Annotated in this window: 19 protein-coding genes and 2 pseudogenes; 16 read left to right on the forward strand and 5 right to left on the reverse strand. The window is 36.3% G+C overall.

Annotated features, from left to right (window positions below; all coding sequences use genetic code 11):
* The first annotated feature begins 704 nt into the window (after positions 1-704).
* Positions 705-1499 (forward strand): SDR family NAD(P)-dependent oxidoreductase, encoded by a 795-nt coding sequence (locus EUC40_RS10150; RefSeq protein ID WP_156574820.1) that lies wholly within the window; start codon positions 705-707, stop codon positions 1497-1499.
* Positions 1500-1752: 253 nt separating this feature from the next.
* Here EUC40_RS10150 and EUC40_RS10155 read toward each other — a convergent pair whose 3' ends face one another.
* Positions 1753-2748, reverse strand: a complete 996-nt coding sequence (locus EUC40_RS10155) for a zinc-dependent alcohol dehydrogenase family protein (RefSeq protein WP_156574822.1) — start codon at positions 2746-2748, stop codon at positions 1753-1755.
* A 550-nt stretch (positions 2749-3298) separates the two neighbouring features.
* Here EUC40_RS10155 and EUC40_RS10160 point away from each other — a divergent pair.
* The 10 genes and pseudogenes from EUC40_RS10160 to EUC40_RS10205 all read left to right on the forward strand — a co-directional run bounded on the left by EUC40_RS10160 (position 3299) and on the right by EUC40_RS10205 (position 16132).
* Positions 3299-4252: an LLM class oxidoreductase gene (locus EUC40_RS10160; RefSeq protein WP_156576927.1), complete on the forward strand. Its 954-nt coding sequence runs from the start codon at positions 3299-3301 to the stop codon at positions 4250-4252.
* Positions 4253-4265: 13 nt separating this feature from the next.
* The gene (locus tag EUC40_RS10165) at positions 4266-5219 is read left to right on the forward strand and encodes an NADP-dependent oxidoreductase (protein ID WP_156574824.1); all 954 of its coding nucleotides are present in this window, start codon (positions 4266-4268) and stop codon (positions 5217-5219) included.
* 250 nt (positions 5220-5469) lie between these two features.
* Positions 5470-6006, forward strand: a pseudogene (locus EUC40_RS10170) (glucose-6-phosphate dehydrogenase); the annotation flags it as partial.
* A 350-nt stretch (positions 6007-6356) separates the two neighbouring features.
* A complete protein-coding gene (gene zwf, locus EUC40_RS10175) occupies positions 6357-7841 on the forward strand; it encodes a glucose-6-phosphate dehydrogenase (RefSeq protein ID WP_156574828.1) in 1485 nt (494 codons plus the stop codon).
* A gap of 39 nt (positions 7842-7880) precedes the next feature.
* Complete coding sequence (gene tkt / locus EUC40_RS10180) at positions 7881-9875, forward strand: transketolase (protein WP_156574830.1); 1995 nt, start codon at positions 7881-7883, stop codon at positions 9873-9875.
* A 112-nt stretch (positions 9876-9987) separates the two neighbouring features.
* Positions 9988-10881, forward strand: coding sequence for a phosphogluconate dehydrogenase (NAD(+)-dependent, decarboxylating) (gnd, locus tag EUC40_RS10185; protein WP_156574833.1), 894 nt, complete (start codon positions 9988-9990; stop codon positions 10879-10881).
* A 51-nt stretch (positions 10882-10932) separates the two neighbouring features.
* Positions 10933-11601 carry a fructose-6-phosphate aldolase gene (gene fsa / locus EUC40_RS10190; RefSeq protein ID WP_156574835.1) on the forward strand — a complete coding sequence of 223 codons (669 nt, stop codon included), beginning with the start codon at positions 10933-10935 and terminating at the stop codon, positions 11599-11601.
* Positions 11602-11947: 346 nt separating this feature from the next.
* Positions 11948-13273, forward strand: a complete 1326-nt coding sequence (gntP, locus tag EUC40_RS10195) for a gluconate permease GntP (protein WP_156574837.1) — start codon at positions 11948-11950, stop codon at positions 13271-13273.
* 131 nt (positions 13274-13404) lie between these two features.
* The gene (gene gntK, locus EUC40_RS10200) at positions 13405-14946 is read left to right on the forward strand and encodes a gluconokinase (protein WP_156574839.1); all 1542 of its coding nucleotides are present in this window, start codon (positions 13405-13407) and stop codon (positions 14944-14946) included.
* 127 nt (positions 14947-15073) lie between these two features.
* Positions 15074-16132 (forward strand): lactonase family protein, encoded by a 1059-nt coding sequence (locus EUC40_RS10205; protein ID WP_156576928.1) that lies wholly within the window; start codon positions 15074-15076, stop codon positions 16130-16132.
* A gap of 73 nt (positions 16133-16205) precedes the next feature.
* On the opposite strand, the gene EUC40_RS10210 is transcribed toward EUC40_RS10205, so the two are convergent.
* A complete protein-coding gene (locus tag EUC40_RS10210; RefSeq protein ID WP_001162789.1) occupies positions 16206-16382 on the reverse strand; it encodes a DUF1272 domain-containing protein in 177 nt (58 codons plus the stop codon).
* Positions 16383-16577: 195 nt separating this feature from the next.
* On the opposite strand from EUC40_RS10210, the gene EUC40_RS10215 reads away from it, so the two are divergent.
* Positions 16578-17399 carry a pentapeptide repeat-containing protein gene (locus EUC40_RS10215; protein WP_156574841.1) on the forward strand — a complete coding sequence of 274 codons (822 nt, stop codon included), beginning with the start codon at positions 16578-16580 and terminating at the stop codon, positions 17397-17399.
* Positions 17400-17445: 46 nt separating this feature from the next.
* Here EUC40_RS10215 and EUC40_RS10220 read toward each other — a convergent pair whose 3' ends face one another.
* On the reverse strand, positions 17446-18330 hold the full coding sequence (locus EUC40_RS10220; protein ID WP_156574844.1) for a DMT family transporter: 885 nt from the start codon (positions 18328-18330) through the stop codon (positions 17446-17448).
* 462 nt (positions 18331-18792) lie between these two features.
* Between EUC40_RS10220 and EUC40_RS10225 the strand changes: the two genes are divergently transcribed.
* The 4 genes from EUC40_RS10225 to EUC40_RS10240 all read left to right on the forward strand — a co-directional run bounded on the left by EUC40_RS10225 (position 18793) and on the right by EUC40_RS10240 (position 21863).
* On the forward strand, positions 18793-19200 hold the full coding sequence (locus tag EUC40_RS10225; RefSeq protein ID WP_025149265.1) for a MerR family transcriptional regulator: 408 nt from the start codon (positions 18793-18795) through the stop codon (positions 19198-19200).
* Positions 19201-19321: 121 nt separating this feature from the next.
* Positions 19322-20650, forward strand: coding sequence for a hemolysin family protein (locus EUC40_RS10230; protein WP_071711615.1), 1329 nt, complete (start codon positions 19322-19324; stop codon positions 20648-20650).
* Positions 20651-20702: 52 nt separating this feature from the next.
* Complete coding sequence (locus tag EUC40_RS10235) at positions 20703-21116, forward strand: ATP synthase subunit I (RefSeq protein WP_071711614.1); 414 nt, start codon at positions 20703-20705, stop codon at positions 21114-21116.
* A gap of 198 nt (positions 21117-21314) precedes the next feature.
* Positions 21315-21863: a DUF2179 domain-containing protein gene (locus tag EUC40_RS10240; protein WP_000938438.1), complete on the forward strand. Its 549-nt coding sequence runs from the start codon at positions 21315-21317 to the stop codon at positions 21861-21863.
* Positions 21864-21953: 90 nt separating this feature from the next.
* Here EUC40_RS10240 and EUC40_RS10245 read toward each other — a convergent pair whose 3' ends face one another.
* Both EUC40_RS10245 and EUC40_RS10250 read right to left on the reverse strand, forming a co-directional pair.
* On the reverse strand, positions 21954-22127 hold the full coding sequence (locus EUC40_RS10245; RefSeq protein ID WP_244322200.1) for a DUF3923 family protein: 174 nt from the start codon (positions 22125-22127) through the stop codon (positions 21954-21956).
* 105 nt (positions 22128-22232) lie between these two features.
* Positions 22233-22611: pseudogene (locus EUC40_RS10250) on the reverse strand (hypothetical protein).
* Positions 22612-23095: the final 484 nt, after the last annotated feature.

Genomic DNA, 23095 nt, shown 5'->3' on the forward strand with positions numbered 1-23095 from the left:
TTTAAAAAAAAACGAAGACTTTAAAGTCTTCGTTTTTTTTGATTTATGTTTGAAAGTGATAAAGGAGTATAATGGTTTTTAGTTAATTAGGATAAAAATAATCCTATAACTGTATTTAAGAATGTGTGATTTTACAACCTTTTCTATGATAGAAAAAGATACTACGTTAGTAAATATAATGGGTTAGAAATTATGGTTTATAGGGCACTTTTTTGTTCCTATGGAACTTTAAAGTGCGTAATTTTCTTTATCGTTAATATATATCATAATGGTGTTTATTAGTTGGTTTTAGCTTTACTCTGCTGTTGATGTGATTTTTTAACATTACAATGATTAGAATCAGAATTATCGAGTAGATCTAAATGATGATAATTTCGATTTTTAATTCAGTACAGAGTCCAATAGCTACATAATTTTCGTTTATCCCGCATTAACGGGCAGTAAGACCCCCACCTCAAAATTCAGCAGAAGCAAAGAAGTTAGGTGGGGGATCAACTGCCCGTAAAAGCCCGATTGGTTCAACTAATAATCAGTGGGGGATGAACAAAACCCCCACTGATTAAAGTTTCACTTTATACTCTTTCGAAAAAAGGGTGGATCTGCTTATTTTCTGTTAAAGATAAGAGAAGTGAACCACAATATAAACGTAATTATTTATTCCAACGTAGGTCAATAATGCAGCACATGAATTTGGAGGGATCTATATGCATATGCAATTAAAAGGAAAAACAGCATTGGTTACTGGATCTACGGCAGGCATTGGGAAAGCAATTGCCACTTCATTAGTAGCGGAAGGAGCTACTGTACTTATTAATGGACGCCGTGAAGAAAATGTTAATCAAACGATAAAAGAAATTCGAGCGCAATATCCGGATGCTATCCTTCAACCCGTAGTAGCTGATTTAGGAACAGAACAAGGGTGCCAAAATGTGATTGAAAAGTACCCTGAAGTAGACATTCTTATTAACAATTTAGGAATTTTTGAACCTGTAGAATATTTTGATATCCCTGATGAAGATTGGTTTAAATTGTTTGAAGTCAATATTATGAGTGGTGTTCGACTTACTCGCTCGTACTTGAAAAAAATGATTCAAAGAAAAGAAGGAAGAGTTATCTTTATTGCTAGCGAAGCAGCTATTATGCCATCTCAAGAAATGGCTCATTATAGTGCGACTAAAACGATGCAACTTTCACTTTCTCGTAGTTTAGCTGAGCTGACGACAGGAACGAATGTGACTGTTAATACTATAATGCCTGGTTCGACTTTAACGGAAGGAGTGGAGACTATGTTAAGTAGTCTTTATCCTAATGAGCAATTGACAATAGAAGAAGCTGAGAAGCGATTTATGAAAGAGAATCGACCAACCTCTATTATTCAAAGACTTATTCGACCAGAAGAAATTGCCAATCTTGTCACTTTCTTAAGCAGCCCACTTTCTTCAGCGATTAACGGTTCCGCGTTACGAATAGACGGGGGATTAGTACGTAGTGTATTTTAATAAATTAAAAACAACATAATATTCTGTTGCAGGTAAAGATGGTACGACAAACGAGTTGTATTTTACTTATTAACAGAAATATACAAAAAGCAAATTGTGATATGAAAACAGCCGGATTTTCTACTATAAGAAAAATTCGGCTGTTATTTTTTACTTGTTGTAAAGGATGGAAAGCTTTTAAGGTTGTGGCACGCCTCTTAAGACAAAGATAAGGCGAAGCAATCCCGCTGTTATTTGTATTATTTAGTGAAAGTTACCAAACGTTTTTCAACACTATTTTACCTATTGCTTTATTTGATTCCAAATATTCATGTGCTTGTGCAACTTCATCAAACGTAAAAGTTTTCGAATCTAGCAATGGTCGAAGGTGTCCTTCTTCTACTATTTGCGTCAGTTTAGTTAAAATTTCCCCGCAAGCGTCACGTTTATCTGTATGTAATATTTTTAACGCCATAAAAGTAACGTGCAGATTAAGTCCTTTTGCGTGTAAAGGAGAGAGGTCATGGGTTGAACGAGCTGCAATTGTTACGACAGTTCCATTGACTGCGGCAGCTTCAAAAGAATGATCGAGATTCTTGCCACCTACCGTATCAAATATAACTTCAAATCCGTTTCCATTCGTATGTTTTTGCACATATTCTTGAACAGATTCTTCTTTATAATTAATAGCTATGTCGGCTCCTAGACGATGGGCTATTTCCATTTTGTTTTGCTGAGAAGCTGTTGTAAAAACTTTAGCACCTGCCCATTTAGCTAATTGAATGGCTACGTGTCCTACGCCACCAGTAGCTCCATGAATGAGAACATTTTGACCAGGTTTAATATTTGCACGATCAAATAAAGATTCCCAAGCTGTAATTGCAACTAATGGTAGAGCGGCTGCTTCTTCCATTGTTAAATTGTTAGGTTTGTGAGCAATCAGTCGTGCATCAGCAAGCATAAATTCTGCAAGTGCACCTCCAGTTTCTTTAAAACCCCCGGCACAACCGTATACTTCATCCCCACATTTGAATTTCGAAACACCTTCTCCTACTTCAATAACAATACCAGCTACATCTCCATGTAATATAGCTGGAAACTCAGGAGCGACTGCTGAAACGGCACCACTACGCATTTTTGTATCGATTGGATTTACACTTGTTGCTTTTACATGGATTAGAACATGACCTGGTAAAAGTTTCGTTTTTGAAACTTCCTCTAATTGAAATACAGATGAATCCCCAAAAGAATGGATAATTTGTGCTTTCATTGTTTATACCTCCTGTTTGTGGTTATAGCATAGCAAAGTACGAAAAATAAGTATAATATTTTGAATTTGGTTAGTGAGACTTTTATATAGAGAAGGGAAAGTACGTGAAATAATGTAACGTACTTGCAAAAGCAACGGTACAGCTTTTTGAAGAAAGGATAGATGTTATTTTTGCAGCATGATTTATTCATGATGTTTATCCCGCTATTCGCCGGGAAGTAAGACCCCCACCTCAAAATTCAGCGGGAGCAAAGAAGTTATGTGGGGGTCAGGCTGCTCGTAAAAGCCCGATTGGTGAGGGCTGATTAAAGTTTCACTTTATTATTACTCACTTAGCATAGGTACTTAAAAGTGCCTACATCACTTTAAAGTACGTACTGTTATTCATGTTATGACCGATTTATAATAACACTCGTAGCACAAAGAAAGTTATAACGATTACAATCGGCAACAAAGTGGTGTTACAGCATTGCTCATGAATTTTGAGAAGAAATATGAAAAGTAAAGAAAACTATAGATTTATATGAATGAAGGAAAGTGAGTGAAACACATGGAAAAGTTTGCGAATCATTTTGGATATAATCGTATGTTTGCGAAAGATCGACTTACATTAGGAGTTCACATTCCGATCGAAAATTATCAGTTCCATGCGCCAACGATGGAAAAACAAGTAGAATTAGTGCAAAAAGCAGAGCAATATGGTTTTACAGGTGTATGGCTTCGCGATGTATTGCTGCAAGACCCTGACTTTGGTGATCCTGCAACAGGTCAAATTTACGATATGATGATTTATTTGACGTATTTAGCAAGCAAAACGGAGAAAATCGCATTTGGAACATCGGCAACCGTATTATCACTTCGCCATCCATTGCGTGTGGCGAAAGAAATTGCGACATTGGATCAACTGTTTCCAGAAAGAATTATGCTCGGCGTTTCATCCGGTGACCGACGTGCTGATTTTAAAGCGTTAGGTGTTAGTCATGAAACAAGAGGTGAAAAGTTTAGAGAAGCGTTTGCTTACTTGGAAGAGATTTTGTACAAAAACTTCCCATCTATACAGTCGACGCTAGGAGAAGTGAATGGAGCGAATTTAGTTCCAAAACCGTCTAAACATGTTCCAACCTTTATTACAGGTTTTAGTCAGCAAAATATGGACTGGTTCGCTGAACATGGAGATGGATGGATGTATTATCCACGTAGTCCAGTACATCAGGCGGCAGCAATTGGACAATGGAGAGAACGAGTAGAGGATTATCATCCAGATGTATTCAAACCATTTATACAACCGATGCATTTAGACTTATCTGAAGATCCAAATGAACGTCCTACACCGATACGTTTAGGTTACCGTACAGGGCGTAAGGCGCTAATTGAATTGCTTGATATATATCGAAGTATTGGTGTGAATCATTTATTCCTTGCTTTATTTGATGGTCAACGTCCAGCTGACGAAGTATTGGATGAGCTAGGAGAAGAAGTGCTACCTCATTTCCCAGCATTGTAAAGGAGTGAAAAGAATGAAAGCAATAGGACTTATGCAATATGGAGATAAAAGTGTACTACAAGAGATTGGAATGCAGACACCGCTATTGGAAGACAACGATGTACTGATTGAAGTATATGCAGCTGGTGTAAATCCTGTAGATTGGAAAATACGTGAAGGTTTACTTCAAGACGTAATTTCCTATGAATTCCCGCTCGTTTTAGGATGGGATGTTGCAGGTGTAGTTGCTGATATAGGGAAAAGCGTAACAGCATTTAAAGTGGGGGATGAAGTATATAGTCGCCCGGATATTGAACGAAACGGCACTTATGCAGAGTACGTGGCTGTAGATGAGAAGTATGTGGCGAAAAAACCGAGAAATCTATCTTTTGAAGAAGCGGCATCAATCCCTCTAGTAGGTTTGACAAGTTGGCAAAGTTTAGTGAAGTTCGCAAATGTTCAAAAAGGTAATAAGGTTTTAATTCACGCTGGATCTGGCGGGATTGGTACGTTTGCTATTCAGCTAGCCAAAAGTTTCGGTGCACATGTTGCAACTACGACTAGTACGAAAAACATACAGTTTGTAAAGGATTTAGGCGCTGATACTGTCATTGATTACAAAACAGAAGACTTTTCTTTGCTTTTGCATAATTACAATATTGTATTTGATATGTTAGGCGGGGATGTACTAAAGGATAGTTATAACGTGCTTGCACAAAACGGAAAGTTAGCGTCTATTTATGGTCCGAAAGGTATAGAAATTCCGCAAACTGAAATATCTGTAGAGAAAAATATTCAGGCTGAACACATATTTACTGACCCTAACGGATATGAACTTTCTCTTATTACAGAATTAATTGAGGGCGGGAAGATTAAACCTGTTGTAACGCATGTGTTGCCTTTACATGTAGAAGGTGTAAAAAAAGCACACCACATAAGTGAGTCAGAACGTGCTCTTGGCAAAATTGTACTGAAGAAACATTGGTAAAGTATGAGGTTTTAGAGACAGTATGGTGCTAAGTAGCGAATGAGCTTATATATTCTATTCTAGCAATTGTTTTAAAAGGGAGAGAACAAATGAATTCAATGACATTTCTTTTACCCCGCATTAACAGGCAGTAAGACCCCCACCTCAAAATTCAGCGATATCATAGAAGTTAGGTGGGGGCAACTGCCTGTAAAAGCCCGATTGGTTCAACTAATAATCAGTGGGGATGAACAAAACCCCCACTGATTAAAGTTTCACTTTATTCGGAGCGACAGGGGATTTAGCGAAACGAAAAATTTACCCTGCTTTATATAAACTATTTAGTAATCAAAATATACCACAATCTATTTCGATTATCGGTATTGGCAGAAGGGTAATGTCAGATATGGAATTTCAAACAAAGGTAGAACAATCCCTTGCTACATTTTCTAGAATATCTACTGATGATGAATTAGGAGTAGAAGAATTTATTAGCACATTTCGTTATTGTCAATTAGATAAAGCGAATATAGAGGACTATCAAGATTTGTTGAGTCTTGTAAAGATGCGTGAAACAGAATTAAACATTCCTACAAATCGCATGTTTTACCTATCTGTTATACCAGAAGTATTTGATGTAATTGCTTTAAATATTAAAGAGAGCGGATTGTGGGCTACACAAGGATTAAACCGTCTTATTATAGAGAAACCTTTTGGTCATAATGTAAAATCTGCTCACCAGTTTAATGGAGAATTAATTGAAAGTTTTGATGAAACTGATATTTATTATATCGATCATTATCTTTGAAAATGAATGGTAACTAGGAATACACTTAGGAAAGTATTACGAAATAAATAGTATGTAATTCAAGATATTTTTATTGACGATAATAGTTTATGTGGTTAATATACTAGACATAAGATTACTTAATTACTAAAAGTAATCAAATATAAAATGTTTCGTTAAATTCTATAAATAAGTAAGTTGTAGTAGAAATGCTTTGAATTGCCACTATTAATATTGGGGACAATGAGAGAGCGAAAGGTATAAAAAGAATTGGAATTAGATAACACTTTGTTTTTTATAAAAACATGGGCTTCTGTACAATTCATTTTCAAAATATTTACAAGGATTATACAACAAGAGGGGGACTGAAATTGCAATCAATGACCTTTGTTTTATTTGGAGCGACAGGGGACTTAGCGAAACGAAAAATTTACCCCGCACTATATAACTTATATAGAGATCAAAAGCTTCCAAAGCAAATATCTGTTATCGGGCTTGGAAGACGTCAAGTATCTCATGTAGATTTTCAAGAAAGAATAAAAGAATCAATAGAGACGTTTTCTCGTCATAGAGAAGAAGGTACTCCAGAGCTTGAAGGTTTTTTAGATAATTTTCGCTATTGTCCATTAGATGTGAGTAAGCCGGAAGACTATGAGAGATTATTACAAGTCGTTCGTGAAAGGGAAGAAGAACTACATATAAAAGGTAATAGAATGTTCTATCTTTCCGTTGCTCCTGAATTTTTCGAGACAATTGCTTTAAATATTAAGGAAAGCGGACTTGATAAAACGGATGGGTGGAAACGCCTAATGATTGAGAAACCGTTTGGGCACGATCTTAAATCTGCTCGTGAGCTTAATGATAAGCTTAGTCGTACGTTTGAAGAAGACGAGATATATCGTATTGATCATTATTTAGGTAAACCGATGATTCAAAACCTCGAAGCACTAGAATTTGCAAATCCTGTTCTCCAATCAATTTGGAACAAAGAACATATAGCAAATGTACAAATCACAGCTAGTGAAACAGTTGGGGTTGAAGAAAGAGCCGGATATTATGATCATGCAGGAGCCATTCGTGATATGGTTCAAAATCATATGTTACAAATATTAATGATGACTGCTATGAATCTGCCGGAAAAAATTAACGCATGTGAAATTCGAGAGGAAAAACGAAAGGTAATGGAGACGCTTCGCAAAGTAAAAAAAGAAGACGTTCAAAGCCATATCATTCGAGGTCAATACTCTTCAGGAGAGATAAAAGGCGGGCAAGTTGTAGCGTATAAAGAGGAGCCAGGAGTAAATCCTTCTTCTAACATAGATACATTTGTTGCTGCTCGCTTGTGGATCGATAATCCGTTTTGGACTGGCGTTCCATTTTATATACGAACAGGAAAAAGAATGAAAGAAAAGTCTACTCGTATTGTAATCGAATTTAAAAATACGTTAAAACAGCAATATCAAGATAATAACCCGAATGCAGAACCTAACTTATTAATAATTGAAATTAGCCCAGGCGAAAATGTTTCATTACAGTTAAATAGTAAAAATCCATTGAAAAATGGAGAGATTGAACCGATGCGTATTAACTTTACTTGCGAGCAAGCGGATGTGGGAGTACCTGAAGCGTATGAAAGACTCATTCATGATGCTGTGAGTGGAGACGCTACATTCTTCGCACATTGGAGAGAAGTTGAATTGTCATGGGAATGGGTACAACCAATTCTTGAAGCATTTGAGGAAAACTTATTACCACTTCATGAATATGAGTCTGGTTCATATGGTCCAGATGCGTCTAATGGATTATTGCAAGAAAGTGGATTTAAATGGTGGTTAGATCAAGAGACGGAAAAATAAGTACTTTCTTTCATGAAAGCATTTAGGGGGACGATTACTATGACACAAAATATAAATCAATTAGCAGTGAATACACTTCGTACGTTATCGATTGATGCTATAAATGCGGCAAATTCAGGTCATCCGGGTCTTCCGATGGGAGCAGCACCAATGGCTTATGCGTTATGGGCGAATCATTTACATCACAATCCTAATCATCCAGAATGGTTTAACCGTGATCGATTCGTTTTATCGGCGGGACATGGATCGAGCCTACTATATAGCTTACTTCATTTAGCTGGATATGGTGTTTCGATTGATGACTTGAAAAACTTCAGAAAATTAAATAGTAAAACACCAGGACATCCTGAGTTTGGTCATACTCCTGGTGTTGAAGCGACTACAGGCCCATTAGGACAAGGAATTGCAAATGCTGTCGGAATGGCGATGGCAGAAGCGCATTTAGCAGCGAAGTTTAATAAGGATAGTCACTCTATTATAGATCACAATACGTACGCTTTAGTTGGAGACGGTGACTTAATGGAGGGTGTCGCTTATGAAGCGATGTCAATGGCAGGGCATATGAAACTTGGCAAGTTAATTGTACTGTATGATTCAAATGAAATTTCACTTGATGGTGAATTAAACATTGCTTTTTCTGAAGATATTCAGAAAAGGGTAGAATCTGCACAGTGGCAATATGTAAGAGTTGAGGATGGAAACGATGTTGATGCTATTACAAAAGCTATTCAATTAGCGAAAGACAATACGGATCAACCTACTCTTATAGAGATTAGAACCATTATAGGTTATGGAAGTCCTAAAGTTGCTGGAACGAACAAAGCACATGGTAATCCGCTTGGAGTAGAGGAAGCGACAGCGACAAAACAAGTGTATGGTTGGCATTATGAGGAAGACTTCTTTGTACCTGAAGAAGTAAAAGCTCATTTTAATGACCTGAAACAAAAAGGTATTGAAAAAGAGAATGAATGGAATGAGCAGTTCAACGTATACAGAGAATCGAACCCTGCACTAGCAGATGAATTAGAAAAAGCGATTACAGGTGAGGTTTTAATTGAAGCGAAAGACATTCTATCCTTCGATACTGAAAAAACGATTTCCACTCGTGTTGCAAGTGGGGAAGCTATTAATCATTATGTGAAATCGATCCCTTCTATTTTCGGTGGAAGTGCAGATCTTTCGCATTCTACGATGACAGATATAAAAGGTGAAGCAGTTTATGCAGTAGAATCGTATGCTGGCCGAAATATATACTTCGGTGTACGTGAACATGCAATGGGAGCGGCAGCAAATGGACTGGCTCTTCATGGAGGAGTAAAACCGTTCGTGAGTACATTCTTTGTATTTAACGATTATCTTCGTCCATCTATTCGACTTGCTGCATTGCAAAAATTACCTGTTACTTACGTATTTACACATGATTCGATTGCTGTAGGAGAAGATGGTCCAACGCATGAACCAATTGAACAATTAGCAGCTCTTCGGGCAATTCCTGGTTTAACAGTTATCCGTCCGTCAGATGCAAATGAAACAGCGAGTGCGTGGGCTTATGCATTACAGCAAACGGATGGCCCAGTCGTTTTAGTACTTAGTCGTCAAAATTTACCGGTATTTAATGAAACGAAAGCGAACATAGAGAATCTTTCTAAAGGAGCTTACGTATTAACACAAACGAATGAAAGTCCGGATGTGATTTTAATTGCGACAGGTTCTGAAGTTTCTTTAGCTGCTAGTGCAAAAGCGAAACTAGAAGAAGAGAATGTTTCTGTTCGCATCGTTGCAATGCCGAGCTGGGAGTTATTCGATCGCCAATCAAAAGAATATAAAGAATCGGTACTTCCGTCTTCTGTAACGAAACGAGTATCTCTTGAGATGGGTGTATCTCTCGGTTGGGAGCGTTATGTAGGACAAGAAGGAAAAGTACTATCAATTGAAACATTTGGAGCTTCAGGAACTGGAGCTGAAGTCATGAATCTATTTGGATTTACGACAGAAAATGTTGTTCAAATTACAAAAAATGTATTGAATTCTTAAGCTATGAATGTGAATACCTTTCTGTACAGATCAAATTATGAGTGCCGAAAGGTATTCAAAATCGTAGTGATATGAATTTTTAATAAAAGATGATTTGAGGAGGAATTATATTATGCAAGTAGGATTAATTGGTTTAGGTAAAATGGGATTAAATTTAGGGAAAAATTTAATGGATCATAAACATGAAGTAGCAGCATTTGATTTAAATTCAAGTGCAGTTGAAGAAATGAAAGAGTACGGGGCTACAGGTACATCTAGTTTAAGTGAACTTGTTCAGTCATTACAATCACCAAGAATTCTTTGGGTTATGGTACCACACGCTGTTGTTGATTCTGTTATTGATGAGGTTACACCACTTTTATCAAAAGGAGATATTTTAATTGAAGCGGGTAATTCACATTATAAAGAGTCAATTCGCCGATATGAGCAACTAAAGAAAGATGGCATTCACTTTATGGATGCAGGAACTTCTGGCGGAATGGAAGGCGCTCGTAATGGTGCTTGTTACATGATCGGAGGAGATCAAGAAGCTTGGGACATCGTTGAACCTATCTTCCGTGATACTGCTGTAGAAAATGGATACTTATATGCTGGAAAAGCTGGTAGTGGTCACTTCTTAAAAATGATTCACAACGGAATTGAATACGGTATGATGGCTGCTATTGGTGAAGGATTTGAGGTTTTAGAGAAAAGTGAATTTGACTACGATTATGAAAAAGTATCAAGAGTATGGAACAACGGTTCAGTAATTCGCTCTTGGTTAATGGAATTAACTGAAAATGCATTTTCTAAAGATGCAAAACTCGATGAAATTAAGGGTGTTATGCATTCTTCTGGTGAAGGGAAATGGACAGTAGAAACAGCATTAGACCTTCAAACAGCAACTCCTGTTATCGCAATGTCGCTATTAATGCGCTACCGCTCATTAGACAATGATACATTTACAGGGAAAGTTGTAGCAGCTCTGCGCAATGAATTTGGCGGACATGCAGTAGAAAAGAAATAAACATCTTAAAAATTTAACTCATTGACGTTTAAAAAATGGAGGGAATAGATCATGAAGTTTTTTATTGATACTGCAAATCTTGAGGACATAAAAAAAGCATATAAACTTGGAGTTTTAGCTGGTGTTACAACGAATCCTTCTTTAGTAGCAAAAGAGGGCGTTAAGTTTGAAGACCGTATTGCAGAAATTTGTCAGACAGTACCTAAAGTTGAGTCTGTTTCGGCAGAAGTAACGCCAGATGCTGTTACAGCTGAAGAAATGATTGCTCAAGCAGAAGAGTTGATTAAAATTAACGGTGGCGATGAAAAAGTTACAATAAAACTTCCGATGACGCTAGCGGGATTAGAAGCTTGTCGCTATCTTACTGAAAAAGGTGTGAAAACGAACGTTACCCTTATTTTCACTGTGAACCAAGCTCTTTTAGCTGCTCGAGCAGGTGCAACGTACGTTTCTCCATTTTTAGGACGTTTAGATGATATTTCTGAAGATGGCGTATTATTAGTTGCTAAAATTGCTGAATTATTCGATGTTCATCAATTAGATACACAAATTATTGCGGCTTCTGTTAGACATCCGGATCATGTAACTCGTGTAGCGATGGCAGGTGCTCACATTGCAACAATCCCTTATAAAGTAATTGAACAACTTGCTATGCACCCATTAACAGATCAAGGTATTGAGAAGTTTGCTGCGGATTGGGCGAAAGCTCCTAAATTATAATGCATAAAAGTGAAGGGGCTTTCCGAAAACTGCTTTTCATAAGAGGGCAGATCCTACGTAACTTCATCGTTTAAACGGGATCCCGAGTTTGTCTTACTACGTGAAAACAGCAAGAGAAGAAAGCGTCATTCACTTTTAAAGAAGGATAATTTGCTCGCACGAAGCGTTTACCATAATAACATTATAATTATGAAAGGGAACTCCCCTTATCAGAGAGATGAGTTAAAGTGTATCTCTGATAAGGGAGATTCTTTTTATATAAATCATTCAAGAAAGAACGATATAGGTTCTCTTAATTATAAAGTGATTTGAAAGGGTTTACATAAAGGGTTAGGTGGAATTGATTATGAATATGTATCTTTTAATTATTACATTATTATCAATTGTAATTGTTATTTTAGGGGTGTCGTGGTGGAGATGGCATGCGTTTATTAGTTTAACGATTGCAAGTTTGTTTTTAGCAGTTATGTCTGGAATGCCAATGGATAAAATAGTGGGTGCTTATGAAACGGGAGTTGGCAGTGTTCTCGGGCATTTAGTAGGTATTTTAGTTTTAGGTACAATTTTAGGGAAAATGATGGCAGAGTCAGGTGCTGGAATGCAAGTGGCAGAGTTCTTTATTAAATCCTTTGGAATAAAGAACTTACCATGGGCGATGTTAATTGCAGGTTTTATTATTGGAATTCCAGTATTTTTTGAAGTAGGCATTTTAATATTATTGCCGTTAGTAATTTCTATTCATAAAACAACGAAACAAAATATTCTATTGATTGCGTTACCAGCGATTGCTGGGCTATCTGTCGTACACGGCCTTGTTCCTCCGCATCCAGGGGCGATCGTTGCAATTGGGATTTATAAAGCGAATCTTGGGAAGGTACTATTGTATTCACTCATTATTACATTTTTTGCAGCGATTATTGCAGGTCCTATATTCGCTAAATGGATTCACAAACGAGTAATTCCTGAAAATGAGCCAGAATTGATTCGTGTAAATACAAAATCAACGAAATTACCAGGAATAGGAGTTTCATTTTTAGTTATTTTGTTACCTGTTATGTTAATGGTTTTAGCAGCAGCAGCTCCTTATGTTCCGCTTTCTACTACTTTGATGAAGTTTGTCACATTAATCGGTAGTCCTATAATTGCGCTATTGATTGCATGTTTTGCAGCGTTCTATTTTCTTGGATTTCGTCAAGGTATCGATAAAAAGGCTATTAAGAAGATAACGGAAGATAGCTTATTACCAATCGGCTCTATTGTTGCGATTATTGGTGCTGGTGGCGGATTTAAGCAAATTCTTATCGATAGTGGCGTAGGTAATGCTATTGCTCAAATGTCTGAACATTTAGCTCTATCTCCAATTGTATTAGCATTTATGGTAGCTGGATTAATTCGAATTGCGACAGGATCTGCGACAGTCGCTTTAACAACAGCAGCAGGCATCGTTTCACCAATCGTTGAAAATACGACAGGTGTGAATTTAGAGTTGCTCGTCATCGCAACAGGTGCAGGAGCATTAATGTTTTCGCACGTAAACGATGCTGGGTTCTGGATGGTAAAAGAATACCTAGGATTAACAGTGAAAGAAACATTTAAAACATGGACGGTATTAGAAACATTACTTTCATTTATCGCTTTTGGAGGAGTTTTACTACTCGATATGTTTGTTTAAAATTAGGATATTTTTATATGAATCGAAATAGATAACTTTAGCACATAACGTTATGAATAGATAAAATAAATATATTTTTATGGTTCTTATATTATTAGGATACTGTAGCAATTTTTTGTTAGGAGGAAGAAATGGTGAGCTCAAAATATATGATTGGTGTAGATATTGGGACAACTAGTACAAAATCAGTTCTATTTTCTACTGATGGATCTGTTATTGCAAGTCATGGAATTGAATATCCTTTATATTCTCCTACGCCTGAAACAGCAGAACAAGACCCAGAAGAAATTTTTCATGCAGTAATAAATACGATTAAAGAAACTGTACGATCAAGTGGTGTACAGCCGAATGATATTCTTTGTGTTTCTTTTAGTTCGGCAATGCATAGTATCATTGCCGTAGATGAGAAGGGAAAACCGTTAACGAGATGTATTACTTGGGCAGATAATAGAAGTGCAAGCTGGGCAGAGAAAATAAAGAGTGATATGAATGGTCATGAAATTTATTTGCGTACGGGAACACCAATTCATCCGATGTCACCACTTTCGAAATTAGTTTGGTTACAGAATGAGCAGGCAGAATTATTCGCAAAAACTTATAAATTTATTTCTATTAAAGAGTATGTTTTCTACAAGTTATATAAGGAGTATGTCATTGATTATTCTATAGCATCAGCAACAGGAATGTTCAATTTAAAATCTTTAAAATGGGATGAAGAGGCTTTACATGTTGCGGGAATTACAGATGACAAGCTTTCTAAACTCGTTCCAACGACGCACAGTTTAACAGGATTAGATGAAGAGCTTGCAAATGAGATGAATGTACTTGTTTCTACTCCTTTTATAGTAGGAGCGAGTGATGGCGTACTATCCAATTTAGGTGTAAATGCAATTGATCCTGGCGTTGTGGCTGTTACAATTGGGACAAGCGGTGCGATACGTGCTGTAATAAATCGTCCTGTAACAGATCCAAAAGGTAGAATTTTTTGTTATGCCTTAACTGAAGACCATTGGGTAATTGGTGGACCAGTTAATAACGGTGGTATGATTTTCAGGTGGGCTCGTGATCAATTAGGTACTTCAGAGATTGAGCTTGCGAAGCGTTTAGGAAAAGATCCATATGAAGTGCTTACTGAAATAGCAGCAAAAGTGAATCCGGGATCTGACGGTTTATTATTTCATCCGTATTTAGCAGGGGAAAGAGCTCCTTTATGGAATGCAAATGCACGAGGATCTTTCTTCGGACTTGGGTTGCATCATAAGAAAGAACATCTTATCCGTGCTGTTTTAGAAGGAGTAATTTATAATTTATATACCGTTCTTCTCGCTTTAAAAGAGCTAATTGGCGAACCGAAAAAAATTCAAGCGACAGGCGGTTTTGCAAGATCGGAACTTTGGAGACAGATGATGGCGGATATTTTCCATCAAGACGTATATGTTCCGGAAAGTTTTGAAAGCTCTTGCCTAGGAGCTGCAATCCTCGGTTTATATAGTTTAGGTGAAATAGATACATTATGCGTAGTATCTGAAATGGTAGGGGCGAATTTCCACCATGAACCAAACATGGAAAGTGTGGAAAAATATAAAGATTTAACACCAATCTATATTCGTCTGTCCCGTCAATTGGAAGAAGAATATGAAAGTATAGCAGCGTACCAAAAAAAGTGGGTTTAAAGGCTATTTAGCAGAGAAATATGGTAACGTATAAAGAGGTACTCCAATTTTTTTAGGATACTCTTTCAATATAAAATATTGTAAGAAGTATGATGAACGAAAAATATAGGGAGAGAGGGTTATGGAAATGAAGGATAACAAAGAGTTTATTGGGTATGTTGGAACTTACACGAAAGAAAAAAGTGAAGGAATATATAAGTTTATTTTAGACACGGAAGCAAAGGAAATTAGTAATGTAACACTTGCGGCTAAGCTGGATAACCCTACATATGTAACGATTAACCGAAAGAATGAATATCTCTATTCCGTTGTTAAGGAAGGAGAATCTGGTGGTGTAGCAGCTCATTCAATTGATAGTAAAACTGGAGAGCTAAAGGAGAAAAATAGACAAGTGGTAGAAGGGGCTTCTCCTTGTCATGTGAGTGTTGATAGTGGAACTCACACGGTAGTTACAGCAAATTACCATAAAGGAACGATTGAGTCTTTCGCAGTAAATGAAGAAGATGGATCTGTAAATCCTGCGACCTCTATTATAACGCATAAAGGTTCAGGTCTGAATAAAGAAAATCAAGAGAAACCACATGCGCATTACGCGGGATATACACCTGATGAGAAATATGTGATAGGTGTTGATTTAGGGATAGATAAAATAATCACGTATGAAATAAAAGATAGTACATTAACAGAAGTGAATAGTTTATCTGTAAATCCAGGAAGTGGTCCGAGACATATTACTTTTCATCCGAATGGAAAGTACGCTTATGTGATGACGGAACTTAGTTCAGAAGTCATTGTATTAACGTATCATCCTGAAGGGGGATCCTTTACAGAATTGCAGTATATTTCTACTGTTCCAGAAGATGATGAGAACAGTCAAGGGAGTGCCATACATATCTCTTCTGACGGCCGGTTTGTGTATGTAGCGAATCGTGGTCATAATAGTATTGCTGTTTTCAGCGTGGATCAAAACTCAGGTCAGCTTACATTTGTTGAACATACACATACAGAAGGAAATTGGCCGAGGGACTTTGTATTAGATCCTACTGAAAAGTTTCTTGTTGCTACAAATGAAAAGTCGCATAATCTAGTACTATTTTCAAGAAATGAATCTACTGGGAAGTTAACACTTATCCAATCTGATGTTGTTGTGCCAGAGCCTGTTTGTGTTAAGTTCTTCAATATTTAGCTTCTATTCGATATAATTTCATCCACTCAAAAAAATAGAGGATAGAAAAAGCAAAGCGATGTCGCTTTGCTTTTTATTGTTTCTTTTTCGGTCTACGTACTAACTCACCACCGCAGTTTGGACAAACGTTATGTCTTTCTTCTGTACATGGTGCGCAAAATGTACATTCATATACACAAATGTATGCTTCAGAATCTTGCTCCAACGATTGATCGCAAATTTGACAGTTTGTTTTCATTTCTAATGCCATAATAAGTCTCCTTTTAGTTAGAAAATTTATAATTTAATTATAATTTATTGAATAGAAATAGTCCTTTTCAATTGAAAGGAAATCGAATGATAAAGTTATGAATTGAAACGAAAGATGCCAGTTTATTTTAAAATTGATTATTTATTACAGTTGGAATATTATGAAATAGTCAAAAGACAACAGGGGGTATAGGTTTTGACTAATCATAACGATCATTTAAAAGCAAACTGCGAAAAATGCTTCGGTCTATGTTGCGTTGCATTACCGTTCGCAGCATCAGTAGATTTTGCAGTGAATAAAGATGGTGGTAAACCATGTTCTAATTTACAGTCAGATTTTAAATGTAGTATACATAAAGGGCTAAGAGGAAAAGGGTATAAAGGTTGTACAGTATTCGAATGTTTCGGCGCTGGGCAGAAGATTTCTCAAGTTACATTTAACGGGATTGATTGGCGGAAAGATGCTGAGCATGCGAGAAAAATGTATGATGCTTTTCCAGTTATGCATCAGCTACATGAAATGCTTTGGTATTTGAATGAGGCTATTCTATTGAAGGCAACACAATCGATTCATAAAGAACTAAGTAAAGCGATTGAAGAGACGGAGCGCCTTTCGAATTTAAATGCGGACGAGTTAATGAAAGTAAATATTCCATTACACCGTGCAGAAGTGAATGTTTTACTTTTAGAAACGAGTGAGTTAGTTTGGAAGGAAATGAATACTGCACGTAAGAAACGAATCATTCACCGCGGAGCGGATCTTATGGGGGCAAATTTGAAAAAGAAAAATTTGCAAGGGGCGAATTTAAGAGGGGCTTACTTAATTGCGGCTAACTTAAACGGTGCAGATTTAAGAGGAGCAGATCTCATCGGAGCAGATTTGCGAGATGCAGATATTCGAGGGGCCGATTTTACAAATAGTATTTTTCTGACGCAAGTTCAAGTTAATGCGGCGAGAGGGGACAAACATACGAAATTGCCGAAATTATTGTCCCGTCCATCGCATTGGAGTGCGTAAAGCGTGTATACGAACAGGCAGAGATTAAAAACCTCTGCCTGTTTTTTCATTTCTTTTCAAAAGTAGTAATGAAAACACTACATACAATAAGAATACCACCAATAAAAAAGTTACTATTTAATGTCTCATTTAATAAGAGCCAACCAAGCATTGACCCGACGATAGGTTGGAAGAAGAAAAATAATGATCCGATGCTTGCGTCCATTAATTCTAATCCTTTATTCCAAAGGAAAAAGGCACCTGCCGTTGAGACGACACCTAAGTAAATTACGCCTAATATTACGTACGTATTTACTGTTTCGATAGAGGTTGATTGTAGTTCCCATATCATAAAAGGTGTAATGAAAAAGAGTGAAAAGAATATGGCGCACGTTGTGATAACTAAGGATGAAAATCGAGCTGAAGCAATCTTCACATAAATGGATAGTAAAGCCCACGTAATAGCGGCCCCAACTAATATGATCGTACCGATAAAATAGGAGCCAATTTCAATATCCCATCCGATTACGATAATGACACCGATTGTCGCTATGATAGTAGATAGCAGTCTACGGGCAGTTAGTTTTTCTTTTAAAATAAGCGCTGCAAATATAACCATAAAGGCAGGTGTAGCTGATGTTACTAGCGATCCTGTATGAGCGTCAGATAATTTTGTACCGATAAATTGACATGTGATTGAAATGAAATATCCGATAAATCCAATCCATGCGAATAGGAGCCAATCTTTTTTGCCAATGGTTGCTTTTTTCTGTTGTTTTTTCTCAGTTATTTTCAAAATTGCATATAAAACAACAAAAGCGATAATAAAACGTAGCCAAACGAGTGTAAGCGGTGGGATAAAGTCGAGTACATATTTGCTAACGACATACATACCGCCCCATATACTTGCTGCTAGTGATAAACAGATAGCTCCTAAAATTGTTTGTTTCATTTGAATTACCTCCGTCTATTTTTAGGGTCATAATACATTCCCTAAGACGAGGCATAGCGCACTTGTTATATGAATGCCCGTCTTAGATTATAGACGGCCTACAGGTTGATCGTTTTCGAATGAAGTATTGTAGTACATGTATATATCCCCCTTTCAATGTTTATAAAGATATTATAACTTAATTTTCAGTTTATTGTGGTATGTATTGTATGAATCTGTTTTTGGAAAATGGAGTAGTATGTTCTAAAAGTAAGAAGAATTGAGACGGACAGATGATTTCATGAATTTGGCACTTTGTAAATTGGATGATCCGATTATTTAGTTAAAAACATATTCTATAAGTTTAAGAGAATATGTGGAAATTTGTATAAAATGTGAATAATAAACCGTCACGTTTGACTGTACAGTTTATGTATTGTATGATGTTAGTAATATAAACAAGGGGGGAAGATCGTTGGGAAGGTGTATCGAATCGGACAGTTGGCTCTCATGGCTCACGTGTCGAAACGAACGATTGATTATTATACGAATCTAGGTATCTTAAAAGCGGAGCGATCTCAATCTAATTATCGCTATTACGACGAAACAGCATTTGAGACATTACAATTTATTGAGAAGTGCAAAGAAATGCATATGCCGCTTTGTGAGATTAAAGAGAAAATCGAGGAGAAGAAGAAGCTGCTCGGTATCAATGAACACGTTTCGAAACAAGTGAATGAAGTGACAGACCATATTCATCGATTAGAAGCAGAATTAACGGAGTTAAAACCGCTTTTAGATGAGTTGACTGATTCACAACGTGAAAAAATATCGAAATCTTTATCTGGTCAAACGACAGCTTTAATACAGACACTTGCTCTATTATTATAGAAAAAAGTGTAATCCGACCTCTTTAATTTTTGTATCGGGCTATGTTTTCTAAGAAACAAATAAGAAAACATTATAGTATACAGGAGGTGGACACCTTAGTTTTTTTAACTAAGGGGATTCATTGGAAATATTTAATTTAGTCATGGTTGCGATTTTAATCGCATTTACTGGATTTTTCGTAGCAGCAGAGTTTGCGATTGTAAAGGTACGTTCAAGTCGTATCGATCAGCTTGTTGCGGAAGGAAAACGCGGTGCTTTAGCAGCGAAAAAGGTAACAACAAATTTAGATGAATATTTATCTGCTTGTCAATTAGGTATTACAGTTACAGCTATGGGATTAGGTTGGTTAGGTGAACCGACAATCGAAAAGTTATTACACCCGTTATTTGAGAAATGGAACTTAAATCCTTCTGTTTCATCAGTATTAACATTTGGTCTTGCTTTTATGTTAATGACGTATTTACACGTTGTAGTAGGGGAATTAGCTCCGAAAACGATGGCAATTCAAAAAGCTGAAAAAGTAACATTATTATTTGCAGCTCCATTAATGATGTTCTATAAAGTGATGTATCCATTTATTTGGGTATTGAATGGTTCAGCTCGTGTGATAACTGGTTTATTCGGTTTGAAGCCAGCTTCTGAACATGAAGTAGCTCATTCAGAAGAAGAGTTACGTCTTATTCTTTCTGAGAGCTACGAAAGTGGCGAAATTAATCAGGCTGAATACAAGTATGTAAATAACATTTTTGAATTTGATAATCGTATTGCAAAAGAGATTATGGTGCCGCGCACAGAAATCATTGGTTTCTACCTGGAAGATTCAGTAGAAGAACACATGAAAGTAATCCAAAATGAGCGATACACACGTTATCCGATTTTTGGAGAAGATAAAGATGATATCATCGGTATGGTCAACGTAAAAGATTTCTTTATTCGATATATGACCGAGGATCAAAAAGATTTATCATCTATTCGCTCGTATATGCGTCCGATTATTGAAGTGATGGAAACGACTCCAATTCACGATTTATTACTTCAAATGCAGAAGAAGCGAATTCCGATGGCTGTTTTATATGATGAGTACGGAGGAACAGCTGGAATTGTAACGCTTGAAGATATCTTGGAGGAAATCGTCGGCGAAATTCGTGATGAATATGATGAAGATGAAGCACCACCAATTCAGCATGTGAACGAGCAACATATCATTGTTGATGGAAAAGTGCTTATCTCAGAAGTGAAAGATTTATTTGGATTACACATCGAAGAAGATGATGTGGATACAATCGGTGGATGGATTATGATGCAAAATCATGAAATCGAAGAAGGACAACACGTTGAGGCAGAAGGTTATGAATTTAAAGTGTTAGAAAAAGACGCTTACCAAATTAAACGTGTTGAAATTCGTAAAATGGAACAAGAGCAAGAAGAAGAGAAAGCAGCAACTGTGTAAGTTGCTGCTTTTCTTCTAAAGTATAAAAAATGCGAAATTAGGAGCGGATATTTTGATTCAAGCAGCCTTACGTGTATATCGATTACAATTGTATGTGATCTTTAGTGGTTTACTACTTATGTGGACGATTACTCCGTTTGGAAAACAAGTGACAGGGTTTGGTATTGGATTAGCTGTAAGTGCGTACTGTCTTTGGTTATTAGCTCGCAGAGTGGAGAAACTAGGGAAAAGTATCGTAATGAAAGAAAAGGCTCCTGGATTAGGAGTTCTAAACCGATTTGCAGCAGCCATTTTAGGAGCTATCATCATGTATGAAATTGAGCATGAAATGGAAATGTGGGCATTTGGTACAGGGATTTTAGGTGGCCACTTTTTAATGATTGCAAATTTAGCTTATGCAAATATACAGTTAGTGAAAGAAGAAGAGAAGCAAAGAGAACAGGCTTCGAAAAACATAGAGTTATGATGAAAGGGGCCTAATGGGGTTCCTTTTTTAGTTTAGCGATATGATACAAGTAATCAAATTAACGACAAATATAATACGCTTCTTTTTTATGTTTTTCAATAGTATGAAAAATAATAAAAAAAATTTTAAAAACCCATCGATTTCTAAAGGTTATGTATGTTATTATGACAAAAGACTTTTTGAAAGAGGTGGATACCAATGTTACAAGCGTTACTTATTTTTGTGCTTCAAATTATTTACGTTCCAATTTTAACAATTCGTACGATTTTGCTTGTAAAGAATCAAACAAGATCCGCTGCTGGTGTTGGATTGTTAGAAGGAGCTATTTACATTGTCAGTTTAGGTATTGTGTTTCAAGATTTATCAAATTGGATGAACATCGTTGCCTATGTCATTGGCTTTAGTGCGGGACTATTATTAGGCGGTTATATAGAGAATAAATTAGCAATTGGTTATATTACGTATCAAGTTAGTTTACTAGACCGTTGTAATGAATTAGTAGATGAATTACGTCACTCTGGATTTGGCGTTACAGTATTTGAAGGCGAAGGTATTAATTCTATACGTTATCGTTTAGATATCGTTGCAAAGCGTTCGAGAGAGAAAGAACTGTTAGAAATTATTAATGAAATCGCACCGAAAGCGTTTATGTCTTCTTATGAAATTCGTTCGTTTAAGGGCGGGTATTTAACGAAAGCGATGAAGAAGAGAGCGTTAATGAAGAAGAAAGATGAGCATGCATCGTAAAGAAAAGGGGCGAGTGCAGCTTTAAAAGCACGGCATAATCCCTATATAAAAAGAGAGGAATCTATTTTGAAAAAGATTCCTCTCTTTTTTTTAACGGTCTCCTCTCAAATTAATGATTAGCCATATAACTTGAATGAATATCAGTAGGATAAACGAGATTAATAAAACTATTAATGATATTGGTTTAATTTCGGATGTTTGAGTAACACCAGCACCATCAACATCTCGCAGCCAAATAATAGCTGCCCGTATTCCAAAAAGGATAACTCAAAATATGTTACCGATCCACCAAGAAATCCATCGTTTTTTCACAGTATTACCCTTTCTGTTTCTTCCTTTATAGATATATTTTCTTTTATTGCATTTAAATTAATTTTTTTTAACTGTATATCTAACTTGTTTAAAGGTTACCATTTCTCCATCTGTATGATCATCTGTAGTCTGAACAAGTTGAACTCTTGGCTTGTAGTCGGTCCTATGAGCATGCTTGATATCTTTAATGTTAAGTTTGTAAGGTTCACCATTTTTATGTTTTGTTCCAATACTTTTTTATTGGCAACATAAATAAAAGTTACTTTATTTTCATCAATACCCTCAGTCTTAATTTCTAATTCATTATCTTTTGTTGTAATCGTTGGTGTTAATAATTCCATACTGCCGTTGCCGGTGTCTAAATACTTTTTTCTATAGTTGAACATCCGGATAATATGATTCCGATGAATAGTAGAACAATTAATTTCTTTTTCATAACATCCCCTGATTTCAAGTGATTTTTGATTTTGGCATTGCTAGGCTGCTAGTGTGGAGCATAAATATTTTGCCAGTACTTATTTTAATTGCACCATAATATGTAAAAACAAGTGGACTATATATCCAATTTAAGGGAGACTAAAAAGTTTACTTATCGTTGTAAGTTCATGTGTTTTAGCTTCTATTTCAACCGAAATGTAGACAGGAGAAAGAAATTTTTTATCCTTTTCGGCAAGAAGACTCCATCTGATTTGTGTTACGGGTGAAGCCCAACAATTCAGGTGGAGATGAATTGCCGTCAATAGGTAGACGAAACAATTTTGTTTCTTTTGTCTTACGATATAATCTGCCCTAGATAAGGAGGGAATATATCGTAGGATAACGAAATTAGATAATGATAATCATAATCATTTGGCTACTTGAACCAAAAAGAATTACGATGAAGACCATGTTCACATTTTGTTTCGTTCTAAATATTGATT

The organism is Bacillus luti (assembly GCF_009739945.1).
Lineage (GTDB): Bacteria > Bacillota > Bacilli > Bacillales > Bacillaceae_G > Bacillus_A > Bacillus_A luti.

What these genes read in the sequence shown, in the direction of transcription:
- EUC40_RS10155 (WP_156574822.1), bottom strand. Translation starts at nt 2,748, where the DNA reads ATGAAAGCACAAATTATCCATTCTTTTGGGGATTCATCTGTATTTCAA.
- fsa (WP_156574835.1), top strand. Translation starts at nt 10,933, where the DNA reads ATGAAGTTTTTTATTGATACTGCAAATCTTGAGGACATAAAAAAAGCA.
- gnd (WP_156574833.1), top strand. Translation starts at nt 9,988, where the DNA reads ATGCAAGTAGGATTAATTGGTTTAGGTAAAATGGGATTAAATTTAGGG.
- EUC40_RS10205 (WP_156576928.1), top strand. Translation starts at nt 15,074, where the DNA reads ATGAAGGATAACAAAGAGTTTATTGGGTATGTTGGAACTTACACGAAA.
- tkt (WP_156574830.1), top strand. Translation starts at nt 7,881, where the DNA reads ATGACACAAAATATAAATCAATTAGCAGTGAATACACTTCGTACGTTA.
- EUC40_RS10160 (WP_156576927.1), top strand. Translation starts at nt 3,299, where the DNA reads ATGGAAAAGTTTGCGAATCATTTTGGATATAATCGTATGTTTGCGAAA.
- EUC40_RS10165 (WP_156574824.1), top strand. Translation starts at nt 4,266, where the DNA reads ATGAAAGCAATAGGACTTATGCAATATGGAGATAAAAGTGTACTACAA.
- EUC40_RS10240 (WP_000938438.1), top strand. Translation starts at nt 21,315, where the DNA reads ATGTTACAAGCGTTACTTATTTTTGTGCTTCAAATTATTTACGTTCCA.
- EUC40_RS10150 (WP_156574820.1), top strand. Translation starts at nt 705, where the DNA reads ATGCATATGCAATTAAAAGGAAAAACAGCATTGGTTACTGGATCTACG.
- gntP (WP_156574837.1), top strand. Translation starts at nt 11,948, where the DNA reads ATGAATATGTATCTTTTAATTATTACATTATTATCAATTGTAATTGTT.
- gntK (WP_156574839.1), top strand. Translation starts at nt 13,405, where the DNA reads ATGGTGAGCTCAAAATATATGATTGGTGTAGATATTGGGACAACTAGT.
- EUC40_RS10220 (WP_156574844.1), bottom strand. Translation starts at nt 18,330, where the DNA reads ATGAAACAAACAATTTTAGGAGCTATCTGTTTATCACTAGCAGCAAGT.
- EUC40_RS10210 (WP_001162789.1), bottom strand. Translation starts at nt 16,382, where the DNA reads ATGGCATTAGAAATGAAAACAAACTGTCAAATTTGCGATCAATCGTTG.